The sequence below is a fragment of the Sphingomonas sp. genome, from assembly GCF_017304615.1.
In the GTDB taxonomy this organism is placed as follows: Bacteria; Pseudomonadota; Alphaproteobacteria; order Sphingomonadales; family Sphingomonadaceae; genus Sphingomonas.
The window spans coordinates 95,552-113,144 of sequence record NZ_JAFKLZ010000004.1 but is presented as its reverse complement, the minus strand read 5'-3'; the positions used below and the strand labels follow the sequence as shown (position 1 = coordinate 113,144).

General features: G+C 66.3%; 17 protein-coding genes. 3 read left to right on the top strand and 14 right to left on the bottom strand.

Features of this window, described 5'->3' with window-relative positions:
- Nucleotides 1–2: 2 nt before the first annotated feature.
- From J0J06_RS15375 to J0J06_RS15355, 5 genes are all read right to left on the bottom strand, one after another.
- A complete protein-coding gene (locus J0J06_RS15375) occupies nt 3–2,096 on the bottom strand; it encodes an acetate--CoA ligase family protein (protein ID WP_294043587.1) in 2,094 nt (697 codons plus the stop codon).
- A gap of 72 nt (nt 2,097–2,168) precedes the next feature.
- On the bottom strand, nt 2,169–3,020 hold the full coding sequence (locus tag J0J06_RS15370) for a p-hydroxycinnamoyl CoA hydratase/lyase (protein WP_294043586.1): 852 nt from the start codon (nt 3,018–3,020) through the stop codon (nt 2,169–2,171).
- A gap of 46 nt (nt 3,021–3,066) precedes the next feature.
- Complete coding sequence (locus J0J06_RS15365; protein ID WP_294043585.1) at nt 3,067–4,491, bottom strand: aldehyde dehydrogenase; 1,425 nt, start codon at nt 4,489–4,491, stop codon at nt 3,067–3,069.
- A gap of 70 nt (nt 4,492–4,561) precedes the next feature.
- A complete protein-coding gene (locus J0J06_RS15360) occupies nt 4,562–5,869 on the bottom strand; it encodes an MFS transporter (RefSeq protein WP_294043584.1) in 1,308 nt (435 codons plus the stop codon).
- A 289-nt stretch (nt 5,870–6,158) separates the two neighbouring features.
- A complete protein-coding gene (locus J0J06_RS15355; protein WP_294043583.1) occupies nt 6,159–7,076 on the bottom strand; it encodes a neutral zinc metallopeptidase in 918 nt (305 codons plus the stop codon).
- A 114-nt stretch (nt 7,077–7,190) separates the two neighbouring features.
- Here J0J06_RS15355 and J0J06_RS15350 point away from each other — a divergent pair, with 114 nt between their 5' ends.
- On the top strand, nt 7,191–7,976 hold the full coding sequence (locus tag J0J06_RS15350) for a 3-hydroxybutyrate dehydrogenase (RefSeq protein WP_294043744.1): 786 nt from the start codon (nt 7,191–7,193) through the stop codon (nt 7,974–7,976).
- A 101-nt stretch (nt 7,977–8,077) separates the two neighbouring features.
- On the opposite strand, the gene J0J06_RS15345 is transcribed toward J0J06_RS15350, so the two are convergent.
- Nucleotides 8,078–8,233: a hypothetical protein gene (locus J0J06_RS15345; protein WP_294043582.1), complete on the bottom strand. Its 156-nt coding sequence runs from the start codon at nt 8,231–8,233 to the stop codon at nt 8,078–8,080.
- A gap of 162 nt (nt 8,234–8,395) precedes the next feature.
- Here J0J06_RS15345 and J0J06_RS15340 point away from each other — a divergent pair, with 162 nt between their 5' ends.
- Nucleotides 8,396–9,787, top strand: a complete 1,392-nt coding sequence (locus J0J06_RS15340; protein WP_294043743.1) for a short-chain fatty acyl-CoA regulator family protein — start codon at nt 8,396–8,398, stop codon at nt 9,785–9,787.
- 21 nt (nt 9,788–9,808) lie between these two features.
- Here J0J06_RS15340 and J0J06_RS15335 read toward each other — a convergent pair whose 3' ends face one another.
- Nucleotides 9,809–10,027 (bottom strand): hypothetical protein, encoded by a 219-nt coding sequence (locus J0J06_RS15335; protein ID WP_294043581.1) that lies wholly within the window; start codon nt 10,025–10,027, stop codon nt 9,809–9,811.
- An 81-nt stretch (nt 10,028–10,108) separates the two neighbouring features.
- Nucleotides 10,109–10,321, bottom strand: coding sequence for a cold-shock protein (locus J0J06_RS15330; RefSeq protein ID WP_294043580.1), 213 nt, complete (start codon nt 10,319–10,321; stop codon nt 10,109–10,111).
- A gap of 299 nt (nt 10,322–10,620) precedes the next feature.
- Between J0J06_RS15330 and J0J06_RS15325 the strand changes: the two genes are divergently transcribed.
- Entirely contained in the window at nt 10,621–12,216 is a 1,596-nt protein-coding gene (locus J0J06_RS15325; RefSeq protein WP_294043579.1) for an isocitrate lyase, read from the top strand.
- A 230-nt stretch (nt 12,217–12,446) separates the two neighbouring features.
- Here J0J06_RS15325 and J0J06_RS15320 read toward each other — a convergent pair whose 3' ends face one another.
- The 6 genes from J0J06_RS15320 to J0J06_RS15295 form a co-directional block, all read right to left on the bottom strand.
- Complete coding sequence (locus J0J06_RS15320) at nt 12,447–12,929, bottom strand: nuclear transport factor 2 family protein (RefSeq protein ID WP_294043578.1); 483 nt, start codon at nt 12,927–12,929, stop codon at nt 12,447–12,449.
- Nucleotides 12,930–12,995: 66 nt separating this feature from the next.
- Nucleotides 12,996–15,212 carry a sulfatase-like hydrolase/transferase gene (locus tag J0J06_RS15315; protein ID WP_294043577.1) on the bottom strand — a complete coding sequence of 739 codons (2,217 nt, stop codon included), beginning with the start codon at nt 15,210–15,212 and terminating at the stop codon, nt 12,996–12,998.
- A gap of 57 nt (nt 15,213–15,269) precedes the next feature.
- Nucleotides 15,270–16,091, bottom strand: coding sequence for a hypothetical protein (locus J0J06_RS15310; protein WP_294043576.1), 822 nt, complete (start codon nt 16,089–16,091; stop codon nt 15,270–15,272).
- 13 nt (nt 16,092–16,104) lie between these two features.
- Nucleotides 16,105–17,055: an aldo/keto reductase gene (locus tag J0J06_RS15305; protein WP_294043575.1), complete on the bottom strand. Its 951-nt coding sequence runs from the start codon at nt 17,053–17,055 to the stop codon at nt 16,105–16,107.
- A complete protein-coding gene (locus J0J06_RS15300; RefSeq protein ID WP_294043573.1) occupies nt 17,052–17,246 on the bottom strand; it encodes a hypothetical protein in 195 nt (64 codons plus the stop codon). Before J0J06_RS15300 ends, J0J06_RS15305 begins: the two co-directional genes overlap by 4 nt.
- Entirely contained in the window at nt 17,246–17,521 is a 276-nt protein-coding gene (locus J0J06_RS15295; protein WP_294043571.1) for a hypothetical protein, read from the bottom strand. Before J0J06_RS15295 ends, J0J06_RS15300 begins: the two co-directional genes overlap by 1 nt.
- Nucleotides 17,522–17,593 lie beyond the last annotated feature (72 nt).

The following is a 17,593-nucleotide window of genomic DNA, read 5'->3' as shown; positions in this document are numbered from 1 at the left end:
ACCTAGGCGGCAGTGACAATCAACGCGTCGAGGGCGACGACGCCTTTGCCACGCGGATAGACGATAACCGGGTTAAGGTCGATTTCGCGAATGGCGGGCGTGCCGGCCATGACTTGGCCAAGGCGGCATACCAGGTCCGCCAGCGCATCCACATCGAGCGGCGGTGATCCGCGAAAGCCGTCGAGCAACGGGGCCAGGCGCAGCTTGCGCAGCTCGGCCGCCACGGCACCGGGCGTCAGGCCATGCGCCAGCAGGCGCACGTCGTGGAGCAATTCCGCCTGCACCCCGCCAAAGCCGACCAGGATCACCGGCCCCCAATCGGGATCGCACCGCGCACCGACGATCATCTCGGTTCCGCGCGCGCCCATCGCCTCGATGAGAACGCCGTCGAGAACGAGACCGGGCGAGTGCGTGGCGATATTGTCGTGCAGTGCGTTCCAGGCCCGGCCGAGCGCGTCGGCATCCGCGACGTTCAGGATGACGCCCCCGGCATCGCTCTTGTGCGAAAGGGCCGCCGATTGCGCCTTTAGCGCGACGGGAAAGCCGATGCGTTCCGCCATGCCCTGCGCCTGGGAAAGATCGACGGCGAAGCCGCCTTTCGGAAAGGCGATGCCCGCGGGCGCGAGCAATACCTTGGCCCGGTATTCGGGGACCACGCCAGCGGGCAGGTCGACGAGCACGAGGGGCGGGGCGGCGTTCCGCTCGAAATCGCGCTCCGCGAGGCGCGCGAGCTGGCCAAGCGCGCGAAAGGCCCGGTCGGCGGACGGGAAGCAGGGCACGCCGAGCGCGCGAAGGTCGGCGACGAAAGCGGGGTCGAACTCCGCGCCCTCGTCGAGGCCCGCGTAGATCACCGGTTTGTCCGGCGCGAGCGAGCGGATCGCGTCGATGATCGGCGGGAGCTTGCGCGCGGCGGTCGCCTGATCGGTCTGGATGATCGCCAGGACAACGGCGGCGATCGCATCGTCCGCCAGCAACGGCGCCAAGGTGCGACGATACAGATCGGGATCGACCAGCGCCTGCGCGGTCAAGTCCATGGGATTGGAAACGGGAATGAAGTCGGGCAGCGCGGCGCGCATTGCCGCCACTGTGGCGTCGCCGAGCGCGGGCAAAGGGAGCCCGATCGCTTCGCACAGATCGAGCGTCAGTGCCTTGAACGCGCCGGATTCGGCGAGCACCGCCGTGCCGCCCCGGCCGACCGGCCGTGCGCGAAGAGCGATTTCCAGCACGTCGCCCAGTTCCTCCAGGCTGTCGACCAGCACCACGCCCGCGCGCTCCACCTTCGCGCGCATCACGTCCCAGTCGCCCGCCATCGCGCCGGTGTGCGTCGCGGCGCTTTCGCGCGCGGCGCTCGATTTGCCGGGATGGAGCAGCACGATCGGCTTGCCCGCGCTCCGTGCCCGCTCGGCGAGCAAAAGGAAGCGGGCCGGATCGCGGAACTGTTCGACGATCATGCCGATCACGCGGCTGTTCGGGTCGGCAATCAAGTGCTCGACATAATCCTCGACCCCGCTGGCCGCTTCATTGCCCGTCGATACCGATACGGAGATGCCCAGATCCTTGCTCATCAGGATCGTGCCGAGCACCACCGCCATCGCGCCGGATTGCGAGACGATGGCGACGCCAGGCCGGTCGTCCAGCCGCACCGCCGGCGTCTCCACGAAGGTGAGGGGGACGCCATCGACATAGTTGACGAGACCAAGGCAATTCGGTCCCTCGATCACCATGTCGTGCGTTTGGGCGATGCGAGCGACTTCGGCCTGCGCCGCCAGCCCATCCGCGCCGCCTTCCGCGAATCCGGCCGCGAAGATCACCGCGGCGCCCACCTTGCGCGCCGCCAGCGCCTTGAGCGCATCCACCACAGCCGGACCGGGGATGGCGAGGATCGCGGCGTCCACGCCTTCGGGCAAGTCGTCGATCGACTTCAGGCAGGGCCGGTCGCCGATCGTGTCCCGCTTCGGGTTGATGAGGTGGATGTCGCCCGAAAAGCCGTGGCGGTCGAGATTTGCGAGCACCGACGCGCCCAGCGCGCCCGGCGTCGGAGACGCTCCGACGATGACGACCGAGCGCGGCGCGAGGAGGCGGGAAAGATCTGGCATCGGCACTTCCATGGTCGCGCCGGTCGGCCGGGCGATTGTATCTGTCGGTCGGTGCGGCGGGGACCGGCGGCGTTATGCGTCGACCTTCGCGCCGCCCTTGCCCTGCTTGTCATAAGCGCCCAGGCCCGGCTTGAACGACTTCTCGTCGATGAACTGGCGCGTCGCCTCCTTGCGGCCCTCGCCATCGAAGCTGTTCGCCGCTTCCTGCGCGCGGATGAGGAAGTCCTCGGCATTGTCATACGTCATTTCGCGCACGCGACGGATGGCGTCCTTGGTGGCCTTGAGCGCCACCGCGTTCTTGCCCAGCAGGACCCGCGCGACTTCGGTGACGCGATCCTTCAGCGTCGCCAGCGGATGCGCTTCGTTGACCAGCCCCCATTCGGCGGCGGTCTTACCGTCGACATTCTCGCCCATCATCGCGTGGTACATGGCGCGGCGGAACGACAGCAGCTCGCTTGCCACCTTGGACGCGCCGCCACCCGGCAGGATGCCCCAGTTGATCTCCGACAGCCCGAACTGGGCGTCCTCCGCGGCGAAAGCGAGATCGCACGCGAACAGCGGACCGTAGCCGCCGCCGAAGCACCAGCCGTTGACCATCGCGATCGTCGGCTTGTGATACCAGCGGAGCCGTTCCCACCAGCCATAGGCTTCGCGCTGGGCATGGCGGACCGCTGCGAGCCCCTTGTATTCGTTTTCCCGGAAATATTCCTTCAGGTCCATGCCCGCGGACCAGGCGCTTCCTTCGCCGCTCAGCACCAGAACGCCGACATCATCGCGGAATTCGAGCGCTTCGAGCACCTCCATCATGTCGCGGTTGAGCGTCGGGCTCATGCAATTGCGCTTGTCCGGCCGGTTGAACCGGACCCAGGCGATTCCGTCCTGGATGTCGTACGCGACGACACCGTTGCTGCTGAACTCGGTCATGTTGTTATCTGGTCCTTGCTGATTTGTGCCGGGGCATGCACGCCCCTCAGATCGGATAGTGTCCGGGCAGGGTCTCGAACGTGACCCAGCGCAGTTCGGTGAAGGCGTCGATGCCCGCCTTGCCGCCGAAGCGGCCATAGCCCGACGCCTTGGTGCCGCCGAAAGGCATTTGCGGCTCGTCATGCACGGTCGGGCCGTTGATGTGGCAGATGCCCGACTGAATCTGTTTCGCCGCGCGCAATCCGCGTGCGATGTCGCGGGTGAAAATCGAGGCCGAAAGGCCGTATTCGGTATCGTTCGCCAGGGCGATCGCATGCGCTTCGTCCCGCGCGCGGATCACGCCGACCACCGGGCCGAAGCTTTCGTCGCGGAACAGCTTCATCTCGGGCGTCACCTTGTCGACGACATGCGCCGGCATCAGCACGCCATCATGCGCGCCGCCGTTGACGAGTACGGCGCCCTGCGCGGTCGCGTCGGCGATCAGCGACTGGACGTGATCCACGGTCTTAGCGTCGACCACCGCGCCCAGCGGGGTAGTGCCCGCGCGCGGATCGCCGACCGGCATGGTCGCGACCTTCGCCTTGAACCGCGCGACGAATTCGTCGGCGACGGCATCGACGACGATGATCCGCTCGGTCGACATGCAGATCTGGCCCTGGTTCATGAACGCCCCGAACGCGGCGGCCTTGACCGCTTCGTCCAGGTCGGCGTCCTCCAGCACGATCAGCGGGGCCTTGCCGCCCAGTTCGAGGAGGACAGGCTTGAGATGCTCGGCCGCGCGCTTGGCGATGATCTTGCCCACGGCGGTCGATCCGGTGAAATTGATTCGCCGCACCGCTGGATGGTCGATCAATGCGCCGACGACCGCGCCCGCATCCTGCGGCGCGTTGGTCACCAGCGTCACCGCGCCGTCGGGCAGGCCGGCCTCCGCGAACGCCTCGACGATCAGCGCGTGCGTGCGCGGGCATTGTTCGCTCGCTTTGAGCACCACGGTGTTGCCGCACGCCAGCGGCACCGCGATGGCCCGCACGCCCAGGATGATCGGCGCGTTCCACGGCGCGATGCCGAGCATGACGCCGACCGGTTCGCGCAGCGCCATCGCGACGCAGCCGGGCTTGTCCGACGGAATGACTTCGCCGGCGATCTGGGTGGTCAGCGCGGCCGCTTCGCGGACCATGCCGGCCGCGAGCATCAGGTTGAATCGTGCCCAGCCTTCGGTCGCGCCGATCTCTCCCATCATCGCATCGACGAAAGCATCGGCGCGCGCCTCAAGCGCGACAGCCGCCTTCATCAGCAAGCCGCGACGGGCATTGGGACCGAGGGCGGACCAGGTGGGGAAGGCTGCCGCGGCGGCTTCGGCGGCGGCCTCGGCATCCCGGACGCTGGCGGCGGGCATCGTGCTCGCTACCTCTCCGGTCACGGGGTTGCGACGTTCGAACGTCGCGGGGGCGTCACCAAGCAAAGTCGCCATTATCCTCTCCAGATATTGTTATGTATCATAACTTATGATGATGGGCAAAGCAAGCGATCCCCGTGCGGTTTCAGTGCGCCTCCACCGGTCGGCCGACCAGAGCGAGCAGTGCCAGCACCGCGATCGCGGAGCCGAGGCTCATCAGCACGGCGACCATGGGCAGCGCTTGCCCGGCGGCGAACAACAGTCCCGCCAGGGCTGGCGCCAGTGCCGACCCGCCGCGCCCGATGCCGATCACGAATCCGGTCGCGGTGGCGCGCAGACCGGTGGGGAACGCGCGGGCGACCAGCGCGTACAGGCCGACGACGCCGGCATTGGTGGCAAAGCCGGCCGCCGCGGCGACCATCGAAAGCGAGGCTAGGTCGCTGCCTCCTCTGCCGAACAAGATGACGAGCGCGACCGAGGCCGCCATGGCGACTAGCGTCAGCGGCAGCACGCGGACCCGCGCCGTCAGCAGGCCGAGCAGCAGCGCGCCCGCAGCGCCGCCGGTGCTGCACCATACGAGCACCCCGGCGGCCGCGGACGGCGCGTAGCCCATGTCGACCACGATCTTTGGAATCCATTTCAGGATGAAATAAAAGGTCATGATGTGCGTCAGATAGGCGAGGGTCAGCATGATCGTCCGCCGCGCCAGCATTGGGGAAAAGAGATCGGCCAACGGCGCGTTGCGACGCGTGTCCGGAGCGTCGGGCAGCGCATCGACCGGGGCGTGCCCCATGCGCGCGAGCAGGCGATTGATTCGATCGAGCGCATCGGGCGGGCGCTTGTGGACCAGGAAAGCGATCGATTCGGGTGCGGCAAGCAGAACGACAGGAATGAAGCTGGCGCTCGCGATCGCGCCGAACACGAACACCGACTGCCAGCCATGATAGTGAAGCAGAACGGCCGCGATCGAACCGCCGATGATCGTGCCGAGCGGATAGCCGGCGGCCATCAGGATCACGCATAACGCGCGCCGCCGGGCATTTGCAGCTTCCGCCACCGCCGCGTTGGTCGACGCGAGCATCCCGCCGATCCCCAGGCCGGTAAAGAAGCGCCAGCCCGAGAGAATCTGGACGTTGTGCGCGGTCGCGGCGCCGAGCATCCCCGCAGTCATCACCAGCAGGCAACTCAGGATCGTCGCGCGGCGGCCGATCCGGTCCGCGATCCGGCCGAGCAGCAGCGAGCCGACGGCCATGCCGATCAATTCCATCGACAGGACCAGTCCCAGCGCGGCCCGATCGATCCCCCAGGATTTGGCGATACCCGGCGATGCAAAGCTGATCGATAGAACGTCGAAGCCGTCCAGCGCGTTGAGTCCGACCATGACCGCCACCACTCGCCACTGCAGGGCCGACATCGGCTCGCGGTCGAGAATCGTCTGTGGGTCCTGGGCCATCACTGCTCCGCTCTTGCGCCGGGCTCTATACCGAGCCTCTACGGCGAGCTTGCCGCACTTTGTTATGGCATACAACAGTCGGATCGCGCGCCGACCTGCTTTATCGGGAACCCGGCGGAATGTACGTGTTGCATACGAATGGAGCTTGGGGGCAAATCGTTAAGGGTCGACGATTTGAGTGGGACACGCTCTGCTTCGTCCTTCCAACCCAGGCGCCCTTCTTGGGGAACGGATTCGAGCCCGGCCTCGGCGGAGGCGGATCGCCTCCGCCGACTGGCGAGTCCGGCGATCATCCCAGCGCGCCGTTGAACGTATCGCACTGGCTGGGGTCACCGGTGTCGATGCCGCGTTTCAACCAGGTCATGCGCTGTTCCGACGTGCCATGAGTGAAGCTGTCGGGCACCACGCGGCCCTGCATTTCGCGTTGCAACGTGTCGTCGCCGATCGCCTTGGCCGCGGTCATGCCTTCGCCGAGATCGTCGGGGTCCATGCGGTCGCGATTCTTCGCCGCCCACACGCCTGCGAAGCAGTCGGCCTGAAGCTCGAGCATCACCGAAAGTTTGTTGCCGTCTGTCGCGCTCGACCGGCGCTGGAGGGAGGATACGCGATCGGACGTGCCGAGCAGGTTCTGGATGTGATGGCCGAATTCGTGCGCGATCACGTAATCCTGCGCGAAATCGCCCGACGCGCGGAATTTCTGGGCGAGCTCCTGGAAGAAGTCGGTGTCGAGATAGATGCCCTGGTCCTGCGGGCAGTAGAACGGACCCATCGCCGATTGCGCGGCGCCGCAGCCCGACTGACCGTTGCCGCTGTAGAACCACAGCTTCGGCTGTTCGAACTGCTTGCCGTTCTGCGCAAAGATCGCTGCCCAGGTCTTGTCGGCTGAACTGAAGGCGTTGCAGGCGGCCTTGCTGGCGGCGTCGACCGTGCACGCCTTCGTCGCTGTCGTGCCGCCGCGACTTTCGGTCGGAGCGCTCGATCCGATCGGTGCGCCGCCGCCGCCCAGCATCTGCAATCCGCCGCCGAACACCAGGAACAACCCTGCGGCGATCGCGACGCCGAAACAGCCGAACCGGCTGAAGATCATCGGCAGGAACGCGAGCAGCAACCCGCCCCCACCGCCCCCGCCGCCGAAGCCGCTGAACCCTCCGCCCGACCCGCGCTGGTCCCCGACATTGATGTTCGGATCGAAATCGTCGAGACGCATTACAAATCCCCTGCTCGTTATTGCTGCGTATCAAAATGCGTCGCGCGCGTGGCGGTTGCAATCGTCGGCATGATCGGGTCTTGCGCAGGCAAAGTCACGCACGGAGTCGATGCCATGTTTCTGAAGGGTAAAAGCGCGGTCGTCACCGGGTCCACGTCGGGCATCGGTCTCGCTTACGCAAGAGCGCTGGCCGCCGAGGGCGCGTCGGTGATGATCAACGGTTTCGGCGACGCGGACGCAATCGAGGCGGAGCGCGCAGCGCTGGCGGCGACCAGTGGCGCGGCGGCGCTTTACGACCCGGCCGACATGACCAAGCCCGATCAGATCGCGGCGATGATCGCGCGGTGCCATGACAAACTCGGTGGTCCCGACATCGTGATCAACAATGCCGGCATCCAGCACGTCGCGCCGGTCGACGAATTCCCGATCGACAAATGGGATGCGATCATCGCGATCAACCTGTCGAGCGCGTTCCATGTCATGCGCGCGGCCGTCCCCCATATGAAGGCGAAGAAGTGGGGGCGGATCATCTCGACCGCGTCGGCGCACAGCCTGGTCGCGAGCCCCAACAAATCGGCCTATGTCGCCGCCAAGCATGGCCTCGCCGGACTGACCAAGGCGCTCGCGCTCGAAGTCGCGACGCACGGCATCACCGCCAATTGCATCTCGCCGGGTTATGTCTGGACGCCGCTCGTCGAAAATCAGATCCCCGACACAATGAAGGCGCGCGGACTGACGCGCGAGCAAGTGATGAACGACGTGCTGCTGGCGGCGCAACCGACCAAGGAGTTCGTCACGCCCGAACAGGTCGCGGCGCTCGCGCTTTTCCTCTGCGGCGATGACGCGAAGTCGATCACTGGCGCCAATTTGTCGGTGGATGGGGGCTGGACCGCGGCCTGATGAAAACGCCCGCCGGGCGCGAACCCGACGGGCATCCTTTCCTCCCCAGGAAACTGAGCCGCCGCCCCGGAAAACGGGGGAACGGGGCGGCGGCGTCGCCGTCAGCCGACGCGGCCGAGGCGGTGATAGAGGTTCGAGAACTTGGCCGAGCGGGGATCGTCGGCGATCTGGCGGACATACGCGCCGACGGCTTCCTTCATCAGACCGAAATCCTCCGTCGAGAAGACGGCGCGGCTGCGCTGCGGTTCGTTCGACATGTCTATTCCTTTACATTTTTCGACACCAGCGAACTGGTATGGCTCGACAGATAGGAGCAAACATTGCGCAGGTAACGCTGACTCAAAGGCCGAGCGGGGTTTGGTTGTATAGTTTCGCCCGATGCGTTACGGTAATATTGTAAATTATTGACCGAGGGCGTCATGGCGGAGCGCAAGATACTGGCGGGGCATGCTGTACGGCGGCTGCGGCGGCGCGAGGGGCTGACCCAGGCGGCGATGGCTGAGATGCTGACGATCAGCCCGAGCTACCTCAACCTCGTCGAAAAGAACCAGCGCCCGGTATCGGCGGCGTTGCTGGTCAAGCTGGCCGAGACGTTCGACTTCGATCCGCGAGCGCTCGCGGCGGGCGAGCCGGGGGGCGGGGCGGCGGCGCTCCGGCGGCGGCTGGCGGATCCGATGTTCGCCGACCTGGAGATCGACCGCAACGAAGTCGAGGAATGGCTGGCGGGTGCGCCCGGCGGGGCGGAGGCGTTCGCGCGCGCGTTCGACCGGATGGGCGTGGCGACTGGACCGGACGGCGCGCCGGATGTGACCGACCCGCTCGCCGAACTGCGCCGCGAAATAGAAAGGTGGCGCGGCTATTACGCCGATCTCGACGCCGCCGCTGAAGCGCTGGCGGACGAGGTGCGGCTCGGCGGGGGCGACCTCTATGGCGCGATCGCCGAGCGGCTGCGCGTCAAGCACCAGCTTACGATCCGCATCCTGCCGGTCGACGTAATGCCCGATCTGCTCCGCCGCACCGATCTCCACGCGCGGCAATTGCAACTTTCGGAGACGCTCGATCACGCCAGCCGCACCTTCGCGGCGGCGTCGCAACTCGCGCAGATCGAGGCTCGGGACGCGATCGAGGGGCTGGTTCGCGGCGCCGGCTTCGCCGATCGCGCGGCGGAGCGGCTCTACCGCCGCCACCTCACCGGTTATTTCGCCGCGGCGGTGATGATGCCGTACGCCCGTTTCCTGCGCGCGTGCGAGGCGACCGGTTATGACCTCGAATTGCTCCAGCGGCGGTTCAGCGCGGGGTTCGAGCAAGTCGCACACCGGCTGACCACGCTGCAACGCGTCGGCGCGCGGGGACTGCCGTTCTTCATGGTGCGGATCGATCGCGCGGGGCAGGCGTCAAAGCGCTTTTCCGGCGCGAGTGGATCGCCCTTGGCCGAAAGCGATTCGCGCTGCCCGCTATGGCGCGTCCACGATGCGTTCGACCGTCGCGGTGAGCTTGCGGTGCAACTGGTGGAACTGGAGGACGACGCGCGCTGGCTGACACTGTCGCGCACCGTGACGCCGCAGGGGCGGCAATATGGCGCGGTGCGCGCCGAATTCGCGATCGGGCTGGGCATCGCCGCTGATTTCGCGGGCGGACTGGCGGCGGCGCGCGGGCTTGATCTGAAGGGAGCGGCGATGCCGATCGGCCTCGGCTGCCGAGCCTGCGGCCGCGCAGCTTGCCCGCAGCGGAGTGCGCCGCCCATGGGGCGCGCCCTGCTGATCAACGAGCGTGAGCGCGGCGTCAGCGCCTTTACGTTCGGGGGTGATTGATCGAGGGCGGCCGACGCCAGCCTATTCGGCCGCCATCAATTGCCGTTGTTCGGCGGCGCGGGCGGCGGCGTCCTCGCGTTCGCTGCGCAGTTTGGAGGTGCGTTCAAGGCGTTCGGCCATTTCCTCCCACGCCATGGCGGCGCGTTCGCAGCGCGCCTTGACGTTCTCGAGCCCGCTGGCGGCGGCGTTGGCGCGCTCCATCGCGGCGCGGTTGCGGTAGAGTTCGGGGGTATCTGACATTCGATTCTCCGGTGTTGCGGAGGGCTGTAGCACAAATAGGCGGCGCGACAGAATCGCACCGCCTATCAGTTGCTTAGATGGTTATTCGGCGGCCATCTTGACGTTCACCGCGGCTTGCTTACCACGGCGGTCGTTCTCCAGGTCATAAGTGACACGGTCGTTCTGGTTGAGCGTGTTCAGGCCAGCCGCTTCGAGCGCGGTGATGTGGACGAACGCGTCCTGCCCGCCGCCGTCCGGCGCGATGAAGCCATAGCCCTTGTCGGCATTGAAGAATTTTACGGTGCCGGTGGTCATTTCGATGGTCCTTCTTTGTGACAGGGCCCGCCCGCGTGTCGGGCGGCCCGATGCCGCGGCTGCAGGGAAAGAAGGAGAAGGAGCCGCAAAGCGCCGAAGACCGTCGATATGCGACTGTAGCGCGAGTGATATGGGCGCTGGGGTCCGGAATAGCAAATCGGCATTGAAAATAATTTACAAATGGACAACGGCAGGGGTGCCGAAGGTCACATCATCACGCTGAGGCTGCGCTTTAACGAAGGGCGTCTTCTGTAAATCCGCGTACATCGCTCGACATCTTTTCGAGTGAGGACGAGACTGTGACCTACCAGGACAATATTGCGCAAACCGGCCAGCTGATCGCCGGCTACAAGGGGACGTGGGACGGGATCAGCCCCGAAGCCGTGGCGCGGATGCGCGCGCAGAATCGTTTCCAGACCGGCCTCGACATCGCGCGCTACACCGCCGCGATCATGCGCCGCGACATGGCGGCCTATGACGCCGACCCGGCGAACTACACGCAGTCGCTTGGCTGCTGGCACGGCTTTATCGGCCAGCAGAAGATGATCAGCATTAAGAAGCATTTCGGTTCGACCGAGCGCCGTTACCTCTACCTCTCCGGCTGGATGGTCGCCGCGCTGCGCAGCGAATTCGGCCCGCTGCCCGACCAGTCGATGCACGAGAAGACCAGCGTCCCGGCGCTGATCGAGGAACTCTACACCTTCCTGCGCCAGGCCGATGCCCGCGAGCTGGGCATGATGTTCCGGGAGCTCGACAAGGCGCGCGACAGCGGTGACGCGGTTGCCGAACAGCGGTTGATCCACGCGATCGACAATCACCAGACGCATATCGTGCCGATCATCGCCGACATCGACGCGGGCTTCGGCAATGCCGAGGCGACGTATCTGCTGGCGAAGAAGATGATCGAGGCGGGCGCGTGTGCGCTGCAGATCGAGAACCAGGTCAGCGACGAAAAGCAGTGCGGGCACCAGGACGGCAAGGTCACCGTGCCGCACGAGGACTTTCTGGCGAAGGTCCGCGCGTGCCGCTACGCGTTCCTCGAACTCGGCGTCGAGGACGGGATCATCGTCACGCGCACCGACTCGCTGGGCGCCGGTCTCACCAAGCAGATCGCGGTGTCGAAGGAAGCGGGCGACCTCGGCGACCAGTACAATAGCTACCTCGATTGCGAGGAGGTCACCGACCTGTCGACGATCAACGGCGACGTCGTGATCAATCGCGGCGGCAAGCTGATGAAGCCGAAGCGGCTGCCGTCGAACCTGTTCCAGTTCCGCGAGGGGACCGGGGCGGATCGCTGCGTGATGGATTGCATCGCCAGCCTCGACAACGGCGCCGACCTGCTGTGGATCGAGACCGAGAAGCCGCACATCGAACAGATCGCATCGATGGTCGACCGCATCCGCGAGGTCCATCCGACCGCGAAGCTGGTCTACAACAATTCGCCGAGCTTCAACTGGACGCTGAACTTCCGCCAGCAAGTGTTTGATGCATGGAAGGAAGCTGGCAAGGACGTGTCCGCGTTCGAGCGCGACCGGCTGATGAGCATGGATTACGACGACACCGAGCTGGCCCAGGAAGCCGACGAGCGCATCCGCACGTTCCAGCGCGATGCGGCGAAGCGGGCGGGGATTTTCCACCACCTGATCACGTTGCCGACGTATCACACCGCGGCGCTGTCGACCGACAACCTCGCCAAGGAATATTTCGGCGACGAGGGGATGCTGGGCTACGTCAAGAACGTCCAGCGCGCGGAGATCCGCCAGGGCATTGCTTGCGTGAAGCACCAGAACATGTCCGGGTCGGACATTGGCGACGACCACAAGGAGTATTTCGCTGGGGAAGCCGCTCTGAAGGCTGGTGGCGTGCACAACACCATGAATCAATTTGCGGCGTAACCTCACCTAATCCGTCATGCCGGACTTGATCCGGCATCCCGCTTCGTTCTTCTCTATGGAGAAGCGGGACCCCGGCTCAAGGCCGGGGTGACGAAAAGGAAATCACCGGGTCATCCTTGGGAGAGGATGCGGACGGCTCGGGGAAACTCCTTCTCCCGGGCCGTCCTTCTCTCTCCGCCGACTCTCGAACGCAGGCGAGTCGGCCTCCGCCGGGGGATGCCAGGCCCGTCCTACTGCTTCGCCGGCGCCGGCAGCGCGATCGAATAGATGATCGAGCTGATCCGCCACCCATCGTCGGTGCGGACCAGCCCCCAGCTTTCGTGGCCCCAATTCGATACCTTGCCGTTTTCGAGGAAGCTGTAATCGAACCAAACGGTTGCGACGGCCCAGTCGGAATGGATGCGGATGTTGGAGAATTTTTCTTCCTGCCGGGTCGGGTCGGTGACGACGCCCTTGACGAATTCGGCATAGCTGCTTGGGAAGATGCGCTTTGCATCGGGGCGGCGCTGACGCAGGCGGGCGAGCGTGGGCGGGTCGATCGACGCGATGAAACTGATGGTGTCGGTTGCCGGCAGCCGTTCGAGCGCCGCCTTGTCCTTGGCGATGATAGCGACGCGGAAGGTGTCGATTACCCCACGGATGCCGGCCAAATCGGGATCGGCATTGCCCAACAAGGGGAGGGCGAGCATGGCGGCGAACAGGGGGCGCATCATGCTCCGGCCCTTAGCCGGTCCCGGACCGGGCGCAACGGCTCCCTGTCACGGCAGCACCGGCCGTTGCTATTCGCGCGCCAGCACAGCCTGCGCCGCGCCCTCGGCGTCGCCTTGCTCGTCTTCGATCGTCACGACGACCTTCGACAATTCGCCGCTGAAGCGGAACGGCGCGGGATAATGCGACACTGGACTCGACCGGTCGTGCCCGATGTCGAGCCCCGACCAGCTGATGAAGTTGACGAACCCGAAGTGGATCGTACCGCTGCCGACCGGCTCGCCATCGACCGTCAGCGTCACCTGCTTGACGTCGCCATGGGTGACGTGCGCGCCGAACACGTGTTCGCCGGCGGGGACGGGGGCGTCGCTCGATACGATCTGGTGCTCGCCGACATTGACGTCGTAGTGCAGCCGCCCATCCTTGACGTAGAGGCTGTAGCCGCAGGTCATGTCGCCGTGCGCGATCAGCACGCCCTGGTCCCCCGCCGCGATCCGCGCGTGAGCCTCGATGCGATAGCTGCGCGCGCGCAAATCGGGGGCGATGTCGCTCGGGATGTGGCCCATGCCGCGGTGGAAGGTGAAGACGCGCCGCGCTCCGAGGTGCCGCGCGGCATTCTCCGCGAAGCGCGGCCCGAAGCGGTCGTCGAGCGGCAGGACCTGGTGCGCCTCAGCCTCGCGCCACCACAGTTCGATCAGTTCCGCCAGTTTTTCAGGATGTTGCTCGGCTAGATTGTTGGTCTCCGCGAAATCAGCCGAGAGGTCGAACAGCTCCCATTTGTCTGCGGAATAGGGCGTGCCGGGCGGGTGGAACGCCACCGCTTTCCACCCGCGATGGATGATGCCGCGATGCCCGAACATCTCGAAATATTGCGGCGTGTCGCGCTCGGGCGCAGCGGCATCGGTCAGCGACTTGGCGAAGCTGACGCCTTCGAGCGGCATTTGCGGGACGCCTGCAACGCTATCGGGCGGCGCGATCCCGATCAGTTCCAGCAGGGTCGGCACAACATCGACGGCGTGCGCGAACTGGTGCCGCACCTCGCCGCGCGCCGGCAACCGGCTCGGCCAGCTGACCAACAACGGGTCGCGGATACCGCCGCCATGCGTGTTCTGCTTGTAGCGCCGCACCGGCGTGTTGGATGCCATCGCCCATCCGAGCGGAAAGTTGCTGTGGCTATCGGGCCCGCCGATGTCATCGATCCGCGCGAGCTTTTCCGCGAGCATCTCGGGCCGCATATTGTACGGACCCATCGCGTTGACGAAGCCCTGGATCATCCCTTCCTGGCTCGCGCCATTGTCGGACAGGACGAGGATCAGCGTGTCGTCGGTCAGCCCCGCCGCGTCGAGGAACGCCATGAGCCGCGCGATATGCTGGTCGGCATGGTCGAGCATCGCGGCATAGGCGCCTTGCAATCGGGTCGCGAGGCGTTGCGTGTCGGGATCGAGATCGGCCCAGGACTGGACGAAGTCGTTGCGCGGTGGGAGCGTGGTGTCGACGGGTACTAGTCCCATCGCGATCATCCGCGCCAGCCGCAACTCGCGCTCCTTGTCCCAGCCATGGGCGAACATCGCGTCGTATTTCAGGATCAGGTCGCGCGGGGCCTGGTGCGGGGCATGGCACGCACCGGGAGCGAACCAGAGAAGGAACGGCTTGTCGGGCTTGGCTGCGACGTGATCGGCCATGAAGCGGACCGCTTCGTCCGTGAGATCTTCGGTCAGGTGATAGCCGGTGTCGAACGTGCCCGGCGGCGCGACGGGCGTGTTGTCGCGCACCAGTTCGGGCGCGAACTGGTCGGTCTCGGCATCGAGAAAGCCATAGAAATGGTCGAACCCCCGGCCGAGCGGCCAGCCGTTGTGCGGGCCGGTCGGGCCGACCTCACTTGCTGGCGTGACATGCCACTTGCCGACGAAATAGGCGTTGTAGCCATGGGGCTTGAGCATTTCGGGCAGCGTGCCGGCCTCCCGCGCGATCTTGCCGCGGTACCCCGGATAGCCGCTGTCGAAATTGGCGAGGCAGCCCATGCCGACCGAATGATGGTTGCGCCCGGTCAGCAATGCGGCGCGCGTCGTCGAGCACATCGCCGTCGTATGAAAGCTCGAATAACGCACACCTTTGGCTGCGATCGCGTCGATCGCGGGGGTGGCGATCGGGGAACCGTAGCAGCCGAAATCGGACAGGCCGACATCGTCGAACAGGATGACGACGATGTTGGGCGCGCCCGCCGGCGGCTTTGAACCGCTGGGCCAGAACGGCGCGTGTGGCGCGGCGGTCGGGTCGCGGTCGGTCACATCTCTCTCCCGATTATCTTTTGCCGCACGCTATGGCGCGGCTGCGCGCGGGGCAAGTCAGCCGGCGATGCGCAGCCAAATCGCGGTGGCGTCGTCACCTCGTTTGAAGCGCGGCCAACGTGCACAGTCGGGATCGGATTCCTCGGCCGTGCGCAGGCGGGCGGCGATTCCGTGCAGGCCTTCGTTGGCGAGTAGGGTCGGAAGGTCCCGTCGCGCGAACAGGCGATAGAGGTCAATCGCGGCACTGAATCCGTCGGTCATTAGCAGCAATTCGTCGCCCGCGACGCAAGGCTGGCTCGAATAGAGGATATGATCCGCACCTGCCGGATCGATGCCCAGGATGCGGCGGTCCGGGTTGACGCGGACAGTGCGTAGCGTTTCCAGCACCGGCGCCGCGCGACGCACCGACCCGAGCCCGTGATGTGCGACGCTGCGTGCGAGGTCGCTTTCGTCGTCGCGGACATCGACCGCCGGGCCGATCGGGATCGCCACACCGTCGCGGATCAGCAGGCCAGGGCAATCGCCGAGCCACGCGCAGTCGAGCGCATTGTCGGCAACGGAGATGGTGAGAAACGCAGCAGACGGAATTTCCCATGCCTCGGGCGGGCGCGTGCGGTCCTGAGCGAAGCGGGCGGCGACCGTTTCGAAGACGAAGCGGCACGTCGCTTCGATCGATCCGGGCGGAGCCGCGGCGAAGGCGCGGTCGGCTTCTGCCGCGATCCACGCTGCGCCGCCGCGATCGCCGAGCAGCCCCGCATCGCCGAGATCGGTCGCGCCGTCGATGATCCAGGCGCGCGCATGCCCCGCGCCGGTGCGGTCGTCGTTTGCCTTGGCGGCGTCGCCCGCGATCGACAGCGACTGGACGATGTCGAGATGCATCGCCCGTCTCCGTTCAGGCGCCGGCGGCGTCGAGCTTTTCGAGCTGCGCGGGCGTGAGCGCCAGGTCCATCGCGGGGAGCAATTCCTCGAGCTGCCTGACGCTGGTCGCGCTGGCGATCGGCGCGGTGACGCCGGGTTGCGCCGCCAGCCATGCCAGCGCGATTTGCGCCAGCGTCGCGCCGGTTTCCGCCACCACCTCGTCCATCGCGGCGAGCACCGACGGACCCTTGCCGTCGAGATACGCCTGCATGCGCCCGCCGCGCACGCTTTTCCCGAAATCGTCGGCGGAGCGGTATTTGCCGGTCAGATAGCCGGACGCGAGGCCGTAATAGGGCAGCACGCCGATATTATGTTCGACGCAATAGTCCTGAAGCTCGCCCTCGAACGCGTGGCGGCTGAGCAGATTGTATTCGGGTTGGAGCGCCTGGAAATGCGGCGCGCCGGCCTTGCGTGCGATGTCGTTGGCCGATTTGAGCCGCGCGGCGTGGAAGTTGGACGCGCCGAGAGTCGCGACCTTGCCCGCCGCCACCAGCTTGGCGAAGGCCTCCATATAGGCTTCCTGCGGCGTCACCTCGTCGTCGCGATGGGCGTAGTAGAGCGCGATTTGCTCCACCCCGAGCCGGCGCAGCGAGGCGTCGCACGCCGCCGCGATCGCGGCCGGGCTGAGCGTGGTGCCGTCGTCGCCGGTCCAGGGCAGCATCCCGACCTTGGTGGCGACGCCCATCTTTCGGCCGCTCGACTTGAGCCATTCGCCGATCACGGTCTCCGACTCGCCGCCCTTATGGCCGGGCACCCACGCCGAATAGACGTCGGCGGTGTCGACCAGCGTCCCGCCCGCATCGGCGAACGCGTCGAGCACGGCAAAGCTGGTCGCCTTGTCGGCGGTCCAGCCGAACACGTTGCCGCCGAGGCAGAGCTTGGGCGTGTGGAGGTGGCTCGCGCCGAGGCGGCGACTTTCGGTCATTGGGCGTTCCCTGAATCGGTGGTGTTGGCGTCCGCACCAGTGTCGGGCGCGGCCGCAGAATTTACGTCGAGCGATGAGGCCGCTTCGTTGAGCAGGCGGTCTTCCTCAGGCGAGACGCTGCCGGCGTCGTCGTTGTGCGACCCGCACGCGGCGAGAAGCAGGAAGCAGGTCAGGGGAAGGGGGGCGCGCATCAATCCTCGATCTCGTTGCCGACGTCCTTTGCCGCCGCGCCCGCCTTTTTCCGAGCGTCGGTCGCGACGTTGCCGACCTTGTCCATGCTGTTCTCGGCTGCACCGAACGCCTTGTCGGCGGCGGCGTCTACGTCGCTGGCGGCCTTGGCCATCGTCGCGTTGGCGTCTGCGGACAGGGTGTTGGCGGCCCCCGCGGTCTCGTCCTGTGCCTTCTGGCCGCAAGCGGCGAGGCCGAGCGTGGCGGCGAAGGCGAGCGGGATCAGGGCCTTGTTCACGACGAAATCTCCTGGCTGGAAAGCGATGAACCCTGCTACGCCGCGCCCGTTCCGCGCGCAACGCGTTGACGT